Raw genomic sequence first — 15,208 nt, 5'->3', positions numbered from 1 at the left:
CGGGAACGCTGCCGGACTGGCCTGGCCGCAAACAGCACTGCACCCCGGACATGACGAACGCGCAGCGGGGGTCCGCCAAACGTTCGTTTGGCGGACCCCAGCGACGGCTCAGAGCCAAGGCCCGCATGTAGCCCGGAGAGCGGGTCGCGGGCGGCAGGGCCGCTGGGACTTTTCTGGGACTTTCGGCCGCATCAATGTGCACGCGCAGAAGACACCTGAAAGAAGATTCACGCAGGTCAACGCTCTGCAACCAGGTATCGCCGCAGGTCATGGCACTGCGCGGTCCCTTCCGGGACATCTGACCGGCGGGGTGGCGTGCCCCTGATGAGCAAGGGGCACGCCACCTCAATATGCCAGCTGAACTGCGAACACTTACCATTTACAGCTCTCCATTGAGCACCGTTGTTTTTCAGCACCTTGTGCAACGCACGTGCAAGATGATCTTAAATAATTGACGGGGCGTCAGGCAGACCTGATGAGCCATCAGCCTTCACGCAGAGTTGTCGTCGAAGCGACTTCGCAACGTCGGATGTCGGTCGCGTCGTGCCGACCGCGTATGGTCGGCGAGGCGAACCGCTATCTGCCCGATGCCTCCAGCCTCGCGACGCAGCCTGAGGTCCGGCGCCGCATCCGACTCCTCCGGCTGACCACCAAGCCACGCAGAAGAGGACCCGCACCACGCGGGCGCGGCTCCTTCCTCCTCGACGGGCACCGTGTCACGGGATGAGCCTGCGCCCACCTCGCGGGAGCACTCGCCGTAACGTCCGGGCCAGCCGGGTGTCGGCCGCCGTGCGAGCGGTGTCGTTTGCCACGCGGCAAGTAGGTGTGGTGCACGTTGGCCAGGTAGAGCTGTTGGCCGTGGCGGCTGACCGCTGCGAGGCCGACCGCCCGGCCGGGTTCCTTCACGCGGCGTCCTTCCACGCTGTACAGGCGGCACATTCCGGCATCGCCGATCGTCGTGTGGAAGCCGCACACCATGCATCCGGCCTGTCGGATAGGGGGTTGCCCACCAGCAACAGCTCCAGCAGTACCAGCTGTGGGCGCGATGGACGCCCCAAGCCAGGCAGCTACGGCACGCCCCGGGATGCATCGGGGCGCCGAGGTGGCACGAGTCGCGCTGGCCCTGGCTGAAGTACCTGTCACGGGAGCCGCAGTTTCGGCACGGAGGTGGCACGACCCGACCCTCAGGCCCCCATAATCCACCGGACGGTTGCAAGCACGCTGATGATCAGCGACGGCGCCAGCCACCAGGGGCCCATCGCGCGTCGCACCGTGGGAGGGGCCACTGTGATGACCAGAGCGATGACGCTGACTGCGATGGTGAGAAAGCACAGCAGTGTGATGGCGCCGTATGCGTCCTTGTCCCAGGCTCCCGACGGGCGGATCGTCCACGCCGAGTAGCAGAGACCGGCCGCGAGCAGGTGCAGAATCCCTAGAGGCACGGCCATTACCCAGCGCAGGCACCCGTCATCCTCGGTCGCGTGCCTGATTTCCATGCGGTCGGACATCAGCGCATCGCCTCCCTTGCGTTGGAGAGGTCGTTGTCGAAACCCCGGCCGTATGCCTGAGCGTCGCTTCCCTCCCAATAGGGCCCACCGTTGTACCGCGCGGCAAGTTCCTGGTACTGGGCGGGTGTCATCTCCTCCGCGGGCACGTCGACGAACTCACTCTCCGCCTTGAGCTGGGCCAGATACTCGGACGCGATGAAGATGTTCTGTCCCGGGTCCTGAAGCGACTCCTCCACAACCGAGCGCTGGTGTTCGGTGAGGTTGTCCGGATCGTATCCGAGCACTTCAGCGCCTCGTCGGACCTGGATCGCAATGGGCCCGAAGGACGTTTCATCCTCACCCGGGGAATTCGGCCTCGGTCGTGAGGCGTTGAGCCGTACACTTCGGCAGTGCACGGTGACGGCGTCCGGCCGTTGCAGGCCCCCGCGGGAGGACATCGCATGCAGGATTCTCCGGACTCGATGGAGAACGCCGAGCCGGAGGAGAACGGACGGAGCGATGCCGCCGACTCACCCGTCGTGGACGGTCCGACACCCGACTCAGGCATCGACTCGACGACGGAGTCGACGGTCCTGGCGGAAGTACTGCCGGGAATTGCCGTCGTCTTCGGTAAGGTCCCGGCGGAACTCAATCCCGATCTGCTCGACTTCGGGCTCGTGTCGAGCGCCGACCGCAAGCAGATCTCCGCAGTCCTCGCCGCGATCGGAAACACGGCGACCGTGGCCGGAAACCTCGCAAGCGCGCTCGCCGACGCGCAGGGGCTCTACAGGATCAGCGACGCAACACAGGCCCTGCTGAATGCCGGCGCGACGCTCGCGGTGAAGGACGGCGCGAACCTCGGAGCAGTGATGTTCGGGGGCCGCTTCTTCGCTCAGGCCCGCCTCATCCCTGTCAGGACGGTGAGCGCGGCGAAGACCGCTGCCTCGATCGGGCCGGCGCTGGCCATGATCGCCCTTCAGATGCAGCTGAGTGAGGTCACGGGCCTCGTCAGGACCAACGTCGAGCTGACGGGCCAGGTACTCACGAGCATCAGCAACGAGCAGAGGGCCGAACTGACAGGGCTCGTCGCCACGATCGATCGCGCGATTGACCAGGCGCGAGAGATCGAATCGGTCCCAGCCTCGTTGTGGGAAAGCGTCGCGGGTACTGAAGCGTCGCTGCGTAAGCAGCTCGACCTGTTCCGGCGGAACGTCGGCGGTCACGTCGGGAAGATCGATCGGAACGATGCGCGTCGGCGCCGTGAGTACCTCCAGACGAACGCCGAGGCCATCTTCTTCGACTCCTTCGCCCTGCTGGACTCCCTCAAGGCTTGGACCGGGTACAAAGCGCTCCAAGTCGGCAAGGCGAGAGACGCCGCCCGCGATGACGCCGGCGAGGCACGGCTCGTCGACGTCATCGTGCGCGACACACGCACGGAGTTCGACTCCGCTCTCGCCGACACGAAGCGCCTCGTCGACTCACTGACACGGGAGCTGCGCATGGCCGAGCTCCCCGGACGCGACACACTGGCACAGTCACTCACGGGGAAGCGGAAGGACGCGAAGGCAGCCCGCCAAACCTCCGCCCGTCTTCTGGAGGCAATCCAGCCTCTTGCCGATGTGCTCCATCCGCCGGCCCCTCCACTCAAGGCTCCGGGTGCCGTCTGCGCACCCGAGTCGCTGGATCTCAAGCCGTACCTTCGCATCCTGCGATGGTTCCTCGACGACGAGGAGACCCTGCGCGTCCTCGGCTTCCCCGACCAGCTCGATGGCCCTGGTTCGATTTCCGCGATCTTCGGCGGAGCGATGGAGATGTTGGTGGCATCGAAGGACAAGGCCGAGGCGAAGACACTGGTCGCCGTCACGGATCGCCGCATCATCACGGCCAAGACGAGCGCATTCCTTGAGCAGGCCGAAATCCGTCAGGACATCCCGATCGACCGAGTGCGATACGTCCGAGCAGCGACCACACAGGACAAGAGCGCGCGCTTGGCAATCGATCTCATCACGCGTGACGAGAACATCCGGTGGATCTTCCACACCGACATCGACACCACGCAGGTGGACGCGCTCGCCGCAGCGCTCGCCGAGTCGATGACGATCCCGGACGTCGAACGCGATGCGCTTCAACGGCGGCCCTTCGCCTCCATCGAGGCGGGCACGAAGGGCGAGAGCACTGGCACGAGGACTGCACAACCGACCGAACCCGCGGCCGCGACCTGAGATGCCGAGCAGGCCAGGGGCGTCGGTGCGGTAAGGGCGAGTTGGCCGTCATACCGCTCGGCCGGGAAGAGCGGCCGAGCGGTATGACACATGCACCCCTGTAGCACCGAACCGGACGGGTTCTACCCGGATCCCACTCCGGTGATCACCCTGAGCCGCTGCTGGCCGGGGATCGGGAGGCTTGTCTGCCCTTCCCGCTCAGCGGAAGGAACCTCGACCAGCAGCCCCAGGTCCACATCGGCGAGCTGATCGAACAGGTTCTCGTCGAGCGTGATGAATCTTTCACATCCCTCGTCCAGCGCAGTGACCAGGTGAACCGCGTCGTGGGAGTCCAGCCGGTAGCGCAGTGCCAGGCGACGGGCTTCCTCCGCGATCTCCTGGTGCAGTTCGACCCGGATGATGTCCGAACGCCGGAAGACGACGCCGGAACGCTGTATCGCGTGGCCGTCGGCGCTGACAAGTTGTCGACATCGGCGGCGAGCCAAGCTGCCCCACCCGGCAGTTGTGACAGTCGTTCACATAGGCGCCGCCGCAGTTGCCCTCGCCCTCCGCGACCAGGCGGCCCTGGAGGCGTACCTCAAGTACCTCGACCCGTACCCCGGTGCGCCGCATAAAGCCGCAGGGCACCCGGGCCGAGCCAGAGTGCCCTGCGGCGCCCGCCGTAGCCGGTGCCCGATCGCCGCATACGAACGGGCCCCGGCCGCCACCGCGCAGACCGCTGCCCGAACCAGCGCGAGAAGCGGATACCGTCGCCCCCGACGGGCACGCGGGTCAACGGCCTCGATCCCACCGTCACCGTCCGGAGTGACGGAACACGACAGCACGAGCGCGGGCATGGCAGACTCACGAAACAGCGAAGCCCTGTTGTTGGTAAAGGACTTGAGATCTCCCTCACCTCAACCGGGCTTCGGCATGTTCGGTCACACCCCCACCGACCTGCACCATCACAAGATCGCGACGACTGTGCAAGAGCCCTGGTGTGATGACCGACCGACCACCAGCGAACACCCCGAGCAGGACCAGACGTGGTTGCACAGCTTTATCGAATCCGCTTCAACTGCTGAGTGACTGCTTCGGATTGCAGCTACCCGCGTCGGTCAGGAAGCCGAGGACGTCGGCAAACCCCGCAAAAAAGAAGCTGTCTCCTTCGCCGGTCCACCAGAACCGCTCCTCGGCTGGGCCTGCGGTATCGATCAGGAAGATGCCCTGGCTGCGGTCACCGTTGACAGCTACCGGAAACAGGAGTGTTCCCGGAGGTACACCCACATCCTCCGGCTCGCTGTCCAGGACCGTCCTCCGGAATTCCTCAGCGGCCTCGCCCATTCCTCCGGGCTGCCAGTCGCGGCAGCCGAGCAGCAGGAGGGGGAAGCCCTCCAAGCCGTCCGTGAGCAACAGAAACTCTCGGTACCCGGCCTCGAGCGACTGAGTGGATCTGTGCTCCAGTTCTGCCAGCGCCCCGGGTTCAGCGGGAGGCCGGATCACCGGGCGAGGACTGGTACCCACCGGCGAATCCGCGAAGTACTCCTTCACCCGCTCGGCCACCACCTGGGTGACGAGTTCTCGCATCTGCACAGTTCAACTCCTCAGGGTCGCGATATCTCGCAGATCCCGTACCTGCGCGCCGGTGTACCAGTGTGGACTGGAGGGCGGCAGAGCGCGATGCCCGCCGCACTTCGGGCGGGCGTCCAGTTCCCGGGCAGGAGGCCGAGCTCGCTGACGGCCCGGGCGGTTCAGGCGCCGCGCCCGATGTCGCGGGCAGAGGGTCGACGCCGCTCGTGTGGGCGTCCATGACAGTACGTCTGAGCGTCAGGCGACCGCCCCCGAGCGGGACTAGCTGATCCGCTCTCACACCGGTGTACGTCAGACCTGTTTGATCGCGGAGATGTCGAACTCCAGTACCACTTTGTCCCCGACCAGAACACCGCCGCCTTCAAGAGCGGCGTTCCACGTCAGGCCATAGTCCTTGCGGCTGACGGTGATGGCACCCTCGAAGCCCACCCGCTGGTTGCCGAAGGGGTCCTGGGCAGCGCCGGTGAACTCGAAGTCGATACTGATCGACTTGCTGGTGCCCTTGATCGTCAGGTCTCCGGTCAGCCTGAAGTGGGTGTCGTCCACCTGCTCGGCCTTGGTGGAGGCGAAGGTGATCCTGGGGTGGTTGGGGGCGTCCAGGAAGTCATTCGTACGCAGGTGGCCATCGCGATCGCCGTTACCTGTGTCGATGCTGTCGGCCTGGATGGAGACCGACGCTCTCGACTTGGCCGGGTCGGACCCGTCCAGGTGGAGAGTGCCCTCGAACTCGTGGAACGCTCCGCGTACCTTGGTGATCATCGCGTGGCGGGCGACGAAGCCGATCCGGGTGTGGACGGGGTCCAGCACATACGTTCCGGTCAGGTCGGTAAGGGCAGGCATGGTCACGGGGAGCTCCGTCGGGCAGCGCGGGAGTGGGCTCCTTACGCTAGGCCGGACCGGCACTCCGGGAGGGCAGGGCCGCGGCTCGTTCGGCCCGGGGTCATCCCGATGGGCTACGTAAGGCCGCCGGTCACGATGCCATTGCCTGGTGGCGCGGGGTCAGGTGTACCTCGTGCCGCTGCCCGTGGTCCTCGGCCACGAGGGCGCAGGAGTCGTGGAGGCCGCCGGTTCCGCGGTGCAGAAGGTGCAGCCTGGTGACCACGTGGCCATCAGATTCCTGGCCTGCGGCCGGTGCCGCCCCAACCTGGACGGTTCCTCGGCCAGCTGCGCGAACTTCAACGCCATGAACTTCGCGGGCCGGCGGCAGGACGGCTCGCATGCCCTCACCCTGTCCGACGGCGACGCCCCCTCGGACCGCTTCTTCGGCCAGTCCTCCTTCGCCGGCAACGCGATCGCCCACGAGTCCAATGTGGTCAAGGTGCGCAAGGACGCCCCACTGGAGCTCGTCGGCCCGCTCGGCTGCGGGATCCAAACCGGAGCGGGCACCGGGTTGCGGGCGCTGAAGGTCACCGCCGGCTCCAGCTTCGCCGTGACCGGCGCAGGGACCGTGGGCCTCAGCGCGGTGATGGCGGCCCGGGTGGCCGGGGCGACGACCGTCATCGCGGTGGACATGGTGCCCTCTCGGTCGGAACTGGCCCTGGAGGTCGGGGCGACGCACACGGTCAGCGGCAAAGAGCTGGACGCCCTGTCCGAGATCCAGCGGATCACCGGCGAGGGCGTGGACTTCGCCCTGGAACCACCGGCCTGCCCGCACTGATCCTCCAGGCTGAGGCCGGGCAGCACCTGACCGGCCCTGTTCTCTCATGTCACACTCGTGCCTGACATGGCTCAAGCTTCCGGCGGCCGGCCCATCGGTGAGCTTGCCAAGAGCCACACGCGCCATCGCGCCGGCATCAACGACCGGCTCGGTCCCACGGTGATCGACCCCCACCACAGCCCATCGCACTCTCAAGGCCCGGCCACGCCGCGGCCGCCGGTGGGGGACAGGCTCTCGCTTCGCGACGCCGGTGTGCCGCGCGGGGTATGCAGCTCGTATGACTTCCGAACCTACGCCGTTGCTCGCCTTGGACCTCACCGGCACGTTCGCGTTCGGGCTGAACGGGGCGCTGTTGGCGGTGCGTGCCGCGCGGCTGGACGTGGTCGGTGTGGTCGTCCTCGGCATGATCACCGCGCTGGGCGGCGGCTTCATCCGCGATGTCATGATCGGCTCGCTGCCGCCTTCGACTCTTCTGGACTGGCGCTACTACACGCTCGCCGCCCTCGGTGCGTTGATCGCCTTCGCTCTCAGCAGGCACCTGCGCCGGATCGGGAAGGCGATCACCGTGCTCGACACGATCGGGTTGAGCACGTTCGCCGTCACCGGCGCGAGCACGGCACTGGACGCCGGGCTGGGCGTCGCTCCCGCCATCCTGCTGGGGGTGGTCACCGCGGTAGGCGGGGGCACGATCCGCGACACGCTCGTCCGTCAGATCCCGACGGTGCTACGCAGCGGCCTGTATGCCGTCCCGGCCCTGGTGGGCGCAGCGGTGACCGTCGCCACCGTCGAGATGGGCGTCTACGGCCTTCCAGCCGCTCTGGGAGCAGCGGCGGCCTGTTTCCTGATCCGAATGCTCGGCCTCCGCTACGGTCTCAACGCGCCCGAGCCCCCGGAGACCCGCAGGGGCAAGGAGTCACACGGAGCCGACGTATAGCCCGAATGCGACCGGGTTCACCCGTCGACCGAACGGGATGTGATCCTTTGCCCAAGCCACGGTGGGCGGCGCCGCCGCGCCCTCCCCCTCACGCTCAGCACCGGTCCGGGTGGCCTACGGCGGGGCCGTAGTTAGGCTGGATTCATGTGCACCAGGGCCTTGCCACGCCCTGGTGCCGATCAGTGCCGTGGCCGGAGTACGCACGGACGCCAGTCCCACCCACGCAAGGAGCGCCCGCATGGCCGACCCAGCTCGGACCGTACTGGCCGACCTCGAAACCATCCGTGGCGACCTGGAGGACCTCTACCAGGACCTGCACAGGCACCCCGAACTCGGCCTGCGGGAGCACCGTACGGCGGGGAAGGTGGCGGACGCGCTGCGGGACGGCGGTTACGACGTCACCGAAGGCGTGGGAGGCACGGGCGTGATCGGGGTTCTCAGAAACGGCGACGGTCCGGTCGTCATGGCCCGTGCGGACATGGACGCCCTCCCGGTACGCGAACGGACCGGGCTTCCGTACGCCTCCACGGTGACGGCCACCGACCACCGAGGCAGCGAGCAACCGGTCATGCACGCCTGCGGACACGACGTGCACGTGACCTGCCTGATCGGCTGCGCCCAGCTGCTGGCCGGGCGAAGGAACGCCTGGCAGGGGACCTTCGTGGCGCTCTTCCAGCCTTCGGAGGAGAACGGCGACGGCGCCGACGCCATGATCGAGGACGGTCTGACCGCGAAGTCTCCGCGGCCCGAGGTGGTGCTGGCCCAGCACGTCCTTCCCTACCCGGCCGGCTACGTCGGCACCCGCCCTGGTTCCTTTCTGTCGGCCGCGGACAGCCTGCGCATCACCGTGCACGGCCGAGGGGCGCACGGCTCCATGCCCCAGGCCGCGGTCGATCCCGTCGTGATGGCCGCCATGATCGTCCTGCGCCTGCAGACCATCGTCTCGCGGGAGCTGGCCGCCACAACCCCCGCCGTGGTCACCGTAGGCAGCATTCATGCCGGCAGCGGTCCCAACGTCATCCCCGACCGGGCCGTCATCGAGCTCAACGTCCGCACCTATGACGACACCACGCGCACCCAGGTCCTGGACGCGATCGAGCGCATCGTCCACGCCGAGTGCCAGGCATCTCACGCACCCAGGGCCCCCGAGGTCGAGCGGATCTCGTCCTTTCCGCCCACCGTCAACGACGAGGAGCCGACCCGGCGCGTCGCGGACGCGTTCGCCGCGTACTTCGGCGACGACGCCCACACCGTCGAACTCCCTACCGCCAGCGAGGACATGAGCGAGATTCCCCGGGCATTCGGAGCGCCGTTCACCTATTGGGCGATCGGCGGCATCGATCCGGGACGCTATGCCGAGGCCGCCAGGAAGGGAACTGTCGCCCAGGACATCCCGGTCAACCACAGCGCCGCCTTCGCCCCCGTCATCCAGCCGACCCTGGACACCGGCGTCAGCACCCTGACGGTGGCCGCCCTGGCCTGGCTCGGCAGCTGAGACAAGCCCGGAAGTACCCGGCACCCAAGCCGACCCGACGCAAGTTCCGGGCGGCAGGCCGAGCGAGGCTTCCTCCGCCTGCGGGCGATGGGACCTGATGGGCAGTACCTGGTCACGGCAGGCCAGGTACTGCCACATACTCCGGGCGTCGTCCGGAGCGAGGAGCACGACGTTCGGTCAGGGATGAGGCCCCGGGGGCCGGAATGGCAGCACTACCGTGACAGGACACCCGCGGCCCGATGCGGTGACGAGCCGTCTTCGACAACGCAGCGGGGCAACACGCAGGCTGCCGGTCTCGGCCGGCGGTGCATTCCGGTGAGGCACGACGACCTTTCCAAGGGTGGGCGAGCCGGGGCCCGTCGGGGCGGCTCGCCCAGCGGGTCAGGGGCGGTGTGCGATCCAGGTGGTGCGGGTGGTGTGGACGCGCAGGTCGTCACGGTGGGCGACGCTGTTCGGCTGTGCTTTGTCCAGCAGGATGTCCAAAGCCGCCAGGTCGTCCGCGCTGAGCAGGTCGGTGGCGTGGGAGCGCAGCTTGGCCAAGAACCCCAGGGCGTAGGCGTTCACGGACGGTCCTGCCTGGGCGTGGTCGAGACGGATCTCGAAGGGCCGCTTCTCGACGGTGAATCCGGCGTTCTCGAGCTGGTCAGTCCACTCGTGGTCCGGTTGGGTGTTCATGGCGGCGTGCAGGCGGGCCTCGAGGCCGGGCCGGCCAACACCTGCGTCCTCGGGCAGGTACAGGGGGAAGAAGTCCATCTCGGTGACAGCCAGGAGCCCGCCGGGCCGCAACTGCTCGAAGGTCTGGGCGAGGGTGCGGGCGGGGTCGGCCACGTGGTGCAGAAAGGAGGCGGCCCAGATCAGGTCGTACGGTCCGTTCGCGCCGATCGCATCCCAGGGCTCATCGATGTTTGCCTCCAGCGTGCTGATCCGGTCGGTGACGCCGTGTACGGCGGCCTGCTCACGCAGGCGGTGCAGCATCTGCGCAGAGAGGTCCACCGCCGTCACCTGCGCCGTCGGGAACCGGCGGGCCAAGGCGAAGCTGCCGGTGCCGGGGCCGCTGCCCAGGTCCAGGACCCGGGCGGGAGTGGGGTCAATGAGATCGGCGAGCAGGCCGGTCAGCTCCGCGAGATAGGAAGCGAGGACATCCGCGTCCAGCTCCAGCAGCTGCGCGAACGCGACGTCGGAGTTGCTGCCCCGCTCGTGCCCAATATGGCCGTGAGTGTCATGGTGTGCGGTCATGCTTCGACGGTAAAGCGATCAATGCCCTTGCGTCATAGACTCTTGCCGGTGGAGCAAGAATCGACATTGGACGCCATCGTCAGGATGCGGATCAGGTCCCTGCGCAAGGCGCGCGGCTGGTCACTGGACAACCTCGCCGCGCGTGCGGGCATCAGCCCGTCACAGCTCAGCCGCATTGAGACCGGTCATCGCCGCATCAGCCTCGACCAGCTCACTGCCATCTCCGCGGCGCTGGGGAAATCTCTCGACGAGCTCGTCGAGTCTTCAGATGACTCCGATGTCGTCATCCGGCCGGACCGCGACGAGACCCGCGGCCTGACCACCTGGCTCCTCACCAAGGACAACGGCCCCCAGGGGCTGACCGTCGGCAAGATGCGCATCACCGACCAGGCGGGCAGCGTCACCTCTGACGACCTGGGTGTCCATCCAGGCAGGGACTGGTTCACCGTGCTGTCCGGCACCGTCGTCCTCTACCTCGGCGAACGCGTCATCCGCGTCGAGGCCGGCCAGGCCGCCTCGTTCTCCACCATGACCCCCCACACCCTCCGCAGCGACCGCGGCCCCGCCGAGATCCTGATCATCCTCGACCACCACGGCGAACGTAGCCATCTCCACAGCTGAGGCGACCCGTAAGTGTCAACAACGCTTGTGGTCAATACAACTAGTGTCATGCACCTGAAATGACGGCCTTAAGTCTGTCGGCGAGGGAGTTGAGGATCTCGGCGCTCGCGCTGCCCGGACTCGATGTCTTGCGGGGTCATCACCGCGACCCGTCGGGCGACTTCCTCGGCATGCCGGGGGAAGTCACGCAGGGTCTCCTGCTACTGAGAAGGCTGGATGCCCTCGAACAGGTTCTCCGGTCGGTTGATAGCGGTCATGGGTGTGCCGTCCTTCCTGGACTGCTCCAGTTCGGCGATCGTGCGGGAGACGGTGCCGGCCAGAGCGTCGATCCGGTCCCGCTCGGCGAGCAGTCGGCGGTGGTGTCCGCACAGGGCGTCCACCTCGTCGATCTGCTCGGCCAGGATCCGGCCGACCTCGGGCCCTGAGCCCAGTGCCCGCAGGACGAGGATCTGCTGCAGCCGCAGCAGCTGGGGCTCCTCGTAGTAGCGGTGGCCGTCGGCCCCGATCCTGGCAGGCGGCAGCAGGCCGACCTCGTCGTAAGCCGCAGGGTCCGGGCGGTCATGCCCGGCATACGCGCGACCTCCGCAATCGGCCAGTCCATCGCCGCCTCCCTCACGTTCGCGTCGCCAAGCCGGTCTCTCCGGCCCTGTTCAGGACGGTAGAAGCTGCCGCAGCGGCAACCGCGTGACCGGACCCCCACGGTTTCTGCTCTGCGACTACGCGGAGAACGCCCCTGGCAGACACAGATCAAGGACGGCTGCTGTCGGAACTCGTGAACAAAGCCACCCGTACTACTCGACCTGCTCCGGCGGATTCCCGGTCCCCGTCCGCTGCGGCGCCTTTGGTGACCACCAACCCACCCTGACGCGTGGACGAAAACCATGAGGCCACCTCGTTGTCGGTGGCGAGCGCTTCAATGGCGGCATGAACCTCCACGATGCCGCCCGGCGGCTGCCAGACATCGCTGTGCTCCGTGACCACTGCCGTGGGCTGGCGGTGTTGCATGCGATCGTCGAGCCGGAGGCTGCTCGCCGGTTCTGCGCTTTCGCCGTCACCGAGGACGGGCCGCAGTCGGCGTGGCTGCGGCACCGGGACGGCCGGTGGCTGCGCGTCGACTTCTGCGAGGCCGGGGCGCTGCTGCACTGGCACAAGGAGCCGGGGCAGGGGCGGATCGCGGTACCGGACGACATCCTCAAGACACTACGGCCGATCCTGCACGAGGTCCGGTGCGACTGCTTGGCGGACCCGCAGCTGATGGCCGCCGCTCTCTGGAGGGAGAAGGACAGCGATGCCTGGCGGGCGACGGACGACTCCGCTCCGGGGGCCTCCCCGTCCCTGCTCCGCTGCCTGACCGACCGCTCTCCTGAGAGGGCCCGCCGCTTCGCCACGAAGCGTTACGGCACGCCCTGCGACCTGGAGGCGGTCCGCCACCTCATCGGCCTCCGGCCGCTGACCGACGCGCTTGTAGCCGGCCTCAACCCCGCCCTCGACCTGACCGACCTCGGGCCGGACCTGGCGTCGGCCCAATACCCGCTCACGATGAGGCTTCCGCTCGTGCGCCACCTGTCCACAGTGGGCCCCGGGGCCGCTGCCGAGCCGTCCAGGCCGCGTCTCGCCTCCCCCCTCCAACCGGTCACCACCAGCGTCGTGTCAAGCCTTCAGCCCCACGGGACCGCTCTGCTTGCGCTGGACAGGCCCCGCCACGACCTCGAACTGTTCCGCCGCCGCGACGCCTCCGGGCTGATCACCACCGCCGTCTTCCGGTACGGGGCCGACCACGACCAGCAGCATTTCACCGACCTCGGCGCCGAGGTCGACAGCGACATGGTGGCGATAGGCGGCGGTGCGAGCGCCGTCGACTCACCACACGGCGCACTGCTCACTGCCTCGTACCCGGCGGACGACGGCTCTGCCTGGCTGGCGTCGTCCAAGGACCACAACGTCCCCCAGCCTCACCGGCTGACCGCCTTCGCCATCGGGATGAAGATCGATGGGGTCAGCCGTCAGCGACTGGTCGAGGAACTGCTGACCGTTGTTCAAACCCGGAGCCGGCGCGCGGCGCACCCCTACGTGTCCGCCCGGGTCCCACAAGGTCACACGCTGATCGGCGGGGGCTTCCGCGTCAACTGGCAGGATCCCCCGAGCGGTGACGCCAATGGCAACCTGGCCACCGCCTCCTTCCCCCGGGCGGGTGGCGCCTGGACCGTGCGCTCCAAGGACCACCAGATTCCCAGCCCCTGCACCATCGACGCCTTCGCGGTCTGCCTGAAGTCCTCCTTCGTGATCGACGGCGCGGAGTACACCGTCCGCGCCTGGACGGACTTCACGGAGAGCGAGGGCAGTCCAGTTCCGCATCCATCCGCAGCTCTGCCGCTCTCCCCGTCCGGATACGTCCTGACCGGCATGGGCGCCGAGGCGCTCCCCACCGAACCCGGCTCCCTGCTTTGGCAGTTGGAACCCACCACGGACGGCACGGCCCCGGGCGTCAGGGCGGGCGCGAAGCACCACGGGCAGTGGTCGGCGGCCACCCTGTGCGCGTGGGCACTGGGCATCCGGCTGCAGCGGAGCTGACCACCGGCCCCACCCCAGGCGTTTCCTCACAGGTCCGTTCAGCCGAGGACATGGGCGATGAAGGGCCGGTCCACCTCCGCTCGCGCGGAGAGCACACCGGGCATGCGGGGCGCGTCGGCCGGGCCTTTGATGTATGGGCCTCGCCAGATGTGGAAGCGCCGTTCCTGCGGCAACGGAGCCCACGGTCCGCGCGTCCACGACTGGGCGAGGGCCGAGGTCCGGCCCTGGCACCGCGAAGACCGCCGACACTGAGTGATCGTCAGCCGCAGCGTCAACTGCCCACCCACCGCCGACTACACGACGTTGGTACTAGCTCTCGGCCGGGGTGAGTACCACGAAGTCCGCGTCGAAGGGGTCGAGACAGACGGCCATGCGGCCGACGCCCTCCGCGTCCTCCGGCCCCATCTGCACGCTGCCGCCGTTCTCGGTGACCGCGGCCACCGCGGCGTCGCAGTCGGTGACGTTGAAGACCGGGTGCCAGTACGGGCGTCCGCCCGCCAGGGCGAGGCCCTCCTTGCCGACCTCCATCAGGCCGCCGTGCATCCGCTCCTCGGGCAGCCCGGAAGGGGTGATCAGGGTGTACGTGCCCTCGCCGCCCGGCATCTCCATGTCGCTGAACCGCCAGCCCAGGACACCGCCGTAGAACTCCTTCGCGGCGCCCGCGTCGCTCGTGTACAGCTCGGTCCAGGAGAGCGAGCCCGGCTTGTCCACCAGGCCGACGCCCTTGCTCTCGCCCGGCTGCCAGACGGCGAACTGGCCGCCCAGCGGATCGCTGTACTGCGCCATGCGGCCCCACTGCTCGAGGTCCATCGGCGGCACCCGCACCGTGCCGCCTGCGCTCTCCACCGCCCGGGTCGTGGCATCCGCGTCGACGACGCTGTAGTAGATCATCCAGGCCGGGCGGGCGCCCTGCTCGGTGATCTTGCCGAGGCCGGCGACCATCTTGCCGTCCTTGTTGAACATCCCGCCTTCCCCCTCCTCCCCGTCGTCCCCCATGGGCTCGTAGTCCCAGCCCAGGACCGCGCCGTAGAAGGCGGCCGCGGCCCGGACGTCGAGGGTGCCGAGGTCGAGCATGCAGGGTGAGCCGGGGGCGAAGTCAGTGGTGATCACGGCGATGTCCTTTCGCTGGTTCCCATGGGACTCAGCCTGCCACCCGGCGCTGACACCCGCCCTCCGGCTTCGCCGTCCGGGCGTCGCGGGCCGGCTACTCCTTGTCCGCCGCCCCGCGCTTCGTGAACGGCAGGACGAGCCGTGAGGGGTGGGCCGCGTCACGGTAGATCTTGTGGGTGACGGGGCGGCCCACCGGCAGGTGGAAGGCGTCCGGCGGCAGCAGCGCGTTGTGCGCGTCGGCCAGTGGCTCGTTGTCGGAGAGCTCCACGACCAGCTTGTGGCCCGGCAGAAACGTCGCCGCGAACG

General features: G+C 68.2%; 14 protein-coding genes and 1 pseudogene. 6 read left to right on the top strand and 9 right to left on the bottom strand.

The genetic code is table 11. The annotated features are described in order from the left end of the window. Positions 1-1,184: 1,184 nt before the first annotated feature. Positions 1,185-1,508, bottom strand: a complete 324-nt coding sequence (locus OG927_RS26020; RefSeq protein WP_241191714.1) for a hypothetical protein — start codon at positions 1,506-1,508, stop codon at positions 1,185-1,187. Then, on the bottom strand, positions 1,508-1,792 hold the full coding sequence (locus tag OG927_RS26015) for a hypothetical protein (protein ID WP_245376677.1): 285 nt from the start codon (positions 1,790-1,792) through the stop codon (positions 1,508-1,510). The genes OG927_RS26020 and OG927_RS26015 overlap by 1 nt, the downstream gene beginning before the upstream one ends. A gap of 156 nt (positions 1,793-1,948) precedes the next feature. Here OG927_RS26015 and OG927_RS26010 point away from each other — a divergent pair, with 156 nt between their 5' ends. Beyond that, on the top strand, positions 1,949-3,709 hold the full coding sequence (locus OG927_RS26010) for a hypothetical protein (RefSeq protein ID WP_330320872.1): 1,761 nt from the start codon (positions 1,949-1,951) through the stop codon (positions 3,707-3,709). Between the two features lie 122 nt (positions 3,710-3,831). On the opposite strand, the gene OG927_RS26005 is transcribed toward OG927_RS26010, so the two are convergent. From OG927_RS26005 to OG927_RS25995, 3 genes are all read right to left on the bottom strand, one after another. Further along, positions 3,832-4,194: a type II toxin-antitoxin system VapC family toxin gene (locus OG927_RS26005; RefSeq protein ID WP_330320871.1), complete on the bottom strand. Its 363-nt coding sequence runs from the start codon at positions 4,192-4,194 to the stop codon at positions 3,832-3,834. Between the two features lie 568 nt (positions 4,195-4,762). Further along, positions 4,763-5,281: an SMI1/KNR4 family protein gene (locus tag OG927_RS26000; protein WP_330320870.1), complete on the bottom strand. Its 519-nt coding sequence runs from the start codon at positions 5,279-5,281 to the stop codon at positions 4,763-4,765. A 288-nt stretch (positions 5,282-5,569) separates the two neighbouring features. Next, complete coding sequence (locus tag OG927_RS25995; RefSeq protein ID WP_056789843.1) at positions 5,570-6,118, bottom strand: YceI family protein; 549 nt, start codon at positions 6,116-6,118, stop codon at positions 5,570-5,572. A 148-nt stretch (positions 6,119-6,266) separates the two neighbouring features. Here OG927_RS25995 and OG927_RS25990 point away from each other — a divergent pair, with 148 nt between their 5' ends. From OG927_RS25990 to OG927_RS25980, 3 genes are all read left to right on the top strand, one after another. Then, positions 6,267-6,935 carry an alcohol dehydrogenase catalytic domain-containing protein gene (locus tag OG927_RS25990; protein ID WP_330320869.1) on the top strand — a complete coding sequence of 223 codons (669 nt, stop codon included), beginning with the start codon at positions 6,267-6,269 and terminating at the stop codon, positions 6,933-6,935. Between the two features lie 277 nt (positions 6,936-7,212). Next, positions 7,213-7,869, top strand: coding sequence for a trimeric intracellular cation channel family protein (locus OG927_RS25985; RefSeq protein ID WP_056789775.1), 657 nt, complete (start codon positions 7,213-7,215; stop codon positions 7,867-7,869). A gap of 238 nt (positions 7,870-8,107) precedes the next feature. After that, complete coding sequence (locus tag OG927_RS25980; protein WP_330320868.1) at positions 8,108-9,364, top strand: M20 family metallopeptidase; 1,257 nt, start codon at positions 8,108-8,110, stop codon at positions 9,362-9,364. 381 nt (positions 9,365-9,745) lie between these two features. On the opposite strand, the gene OG927_RS25975 is transcribed toward OG927_RS25980, so the two are convergent. Next, positions 9,746-10,600: a class I SAM-dependent methyltransferase gene (locus OG927_RS25975; protein ID WP_330320867.1), complete on the bottom strand. Its 855-nt coding sequence runs from the start codon at positions 10,598-10,600 to the stop codon at positions 9,746-9,748. 84 nt (positions 10,601-10,684) lie between these two features. On the opposite strand from OG927_RS25975, the gene OG927_RS25970 reads away from it, so the two are divergent. Then, positions 10,685-11,221 (top strand): helix-turn-helix domain-containing protein, encoded by a 537-nt coding sequence (locus OG927_RS25970; protein WP_124281629.1) that lies wholly within the window; start codon positions 10,685-10,687, stop codon positions 11,219-11,221. A gap of 101 nt (positions 11,222-11,322) precedes the next feature. Here the strand turns inward: OG927_RS25970 and OG927_RS25965 are convergent. Further along, positions 11,323-11,822: pseudogene (locus tag OG927_RS25965) on the bottom strand (MerR family transcriptional regulator); the annotation flags it as partial. A gap of 323 nt (positions 11,823-12,145) precedes the next feature. Here OG927_RS25965 and OG927_RS25960 point away from each other — a divergent pair. Further along, complete coding sequence (locus tag OG927_RS25960; protein ID WP_330320866.1) at positions 12,146-13,792, top strand: hypothetical protein; 1,647 nt, start codon at positions 12,146-12,148, stop codon at positions 13,790-13,792. A gap of 309 nt (positions 13,793-14,101) precedes the next feature. On the opposite strand, the gene OG927_RS25955 is transcribed toward OG927_RS25960, so the two are convergent. After that, positions 14,102-14,902, bottom strand: coding sequence for a VOC family protein (locus OG927_RS25955; RefSeq protein WP_056789764.1), 801 nt, complete (start codon positions 14,900-14,902; stop codon positions 14,102-14,104). Between the two features lie 94 nt (positions 14,903-14,996). Further along, positions 14,997-15,170, bottom strand: coding sequence for a hypothetical protein (locus tag OG927_RS25950; protein WP_242424409.1), 174 nt, complete (start codon positions 15,168-15,170; stop codon positions 14,997-14,999). Positions 15,171-15,208 lie beyond the last annotated feature (38 nt).

Origin of the sequence: Streptomyces clavifer, from assembly GCF_036345975.1 — a bacterium.
Taxonomy (GTDB): domain Bacteria; phylum Actinomycetota; class Actinomycetes; order Streptomycetales; family Streptomycetaceae; genus Streptomyces; species Streptomyces clavifer.
Note: the sequence above shows the minus strand (reverse complement) of the source record. Positions and strands in the feature narration are given on the sequence as shown.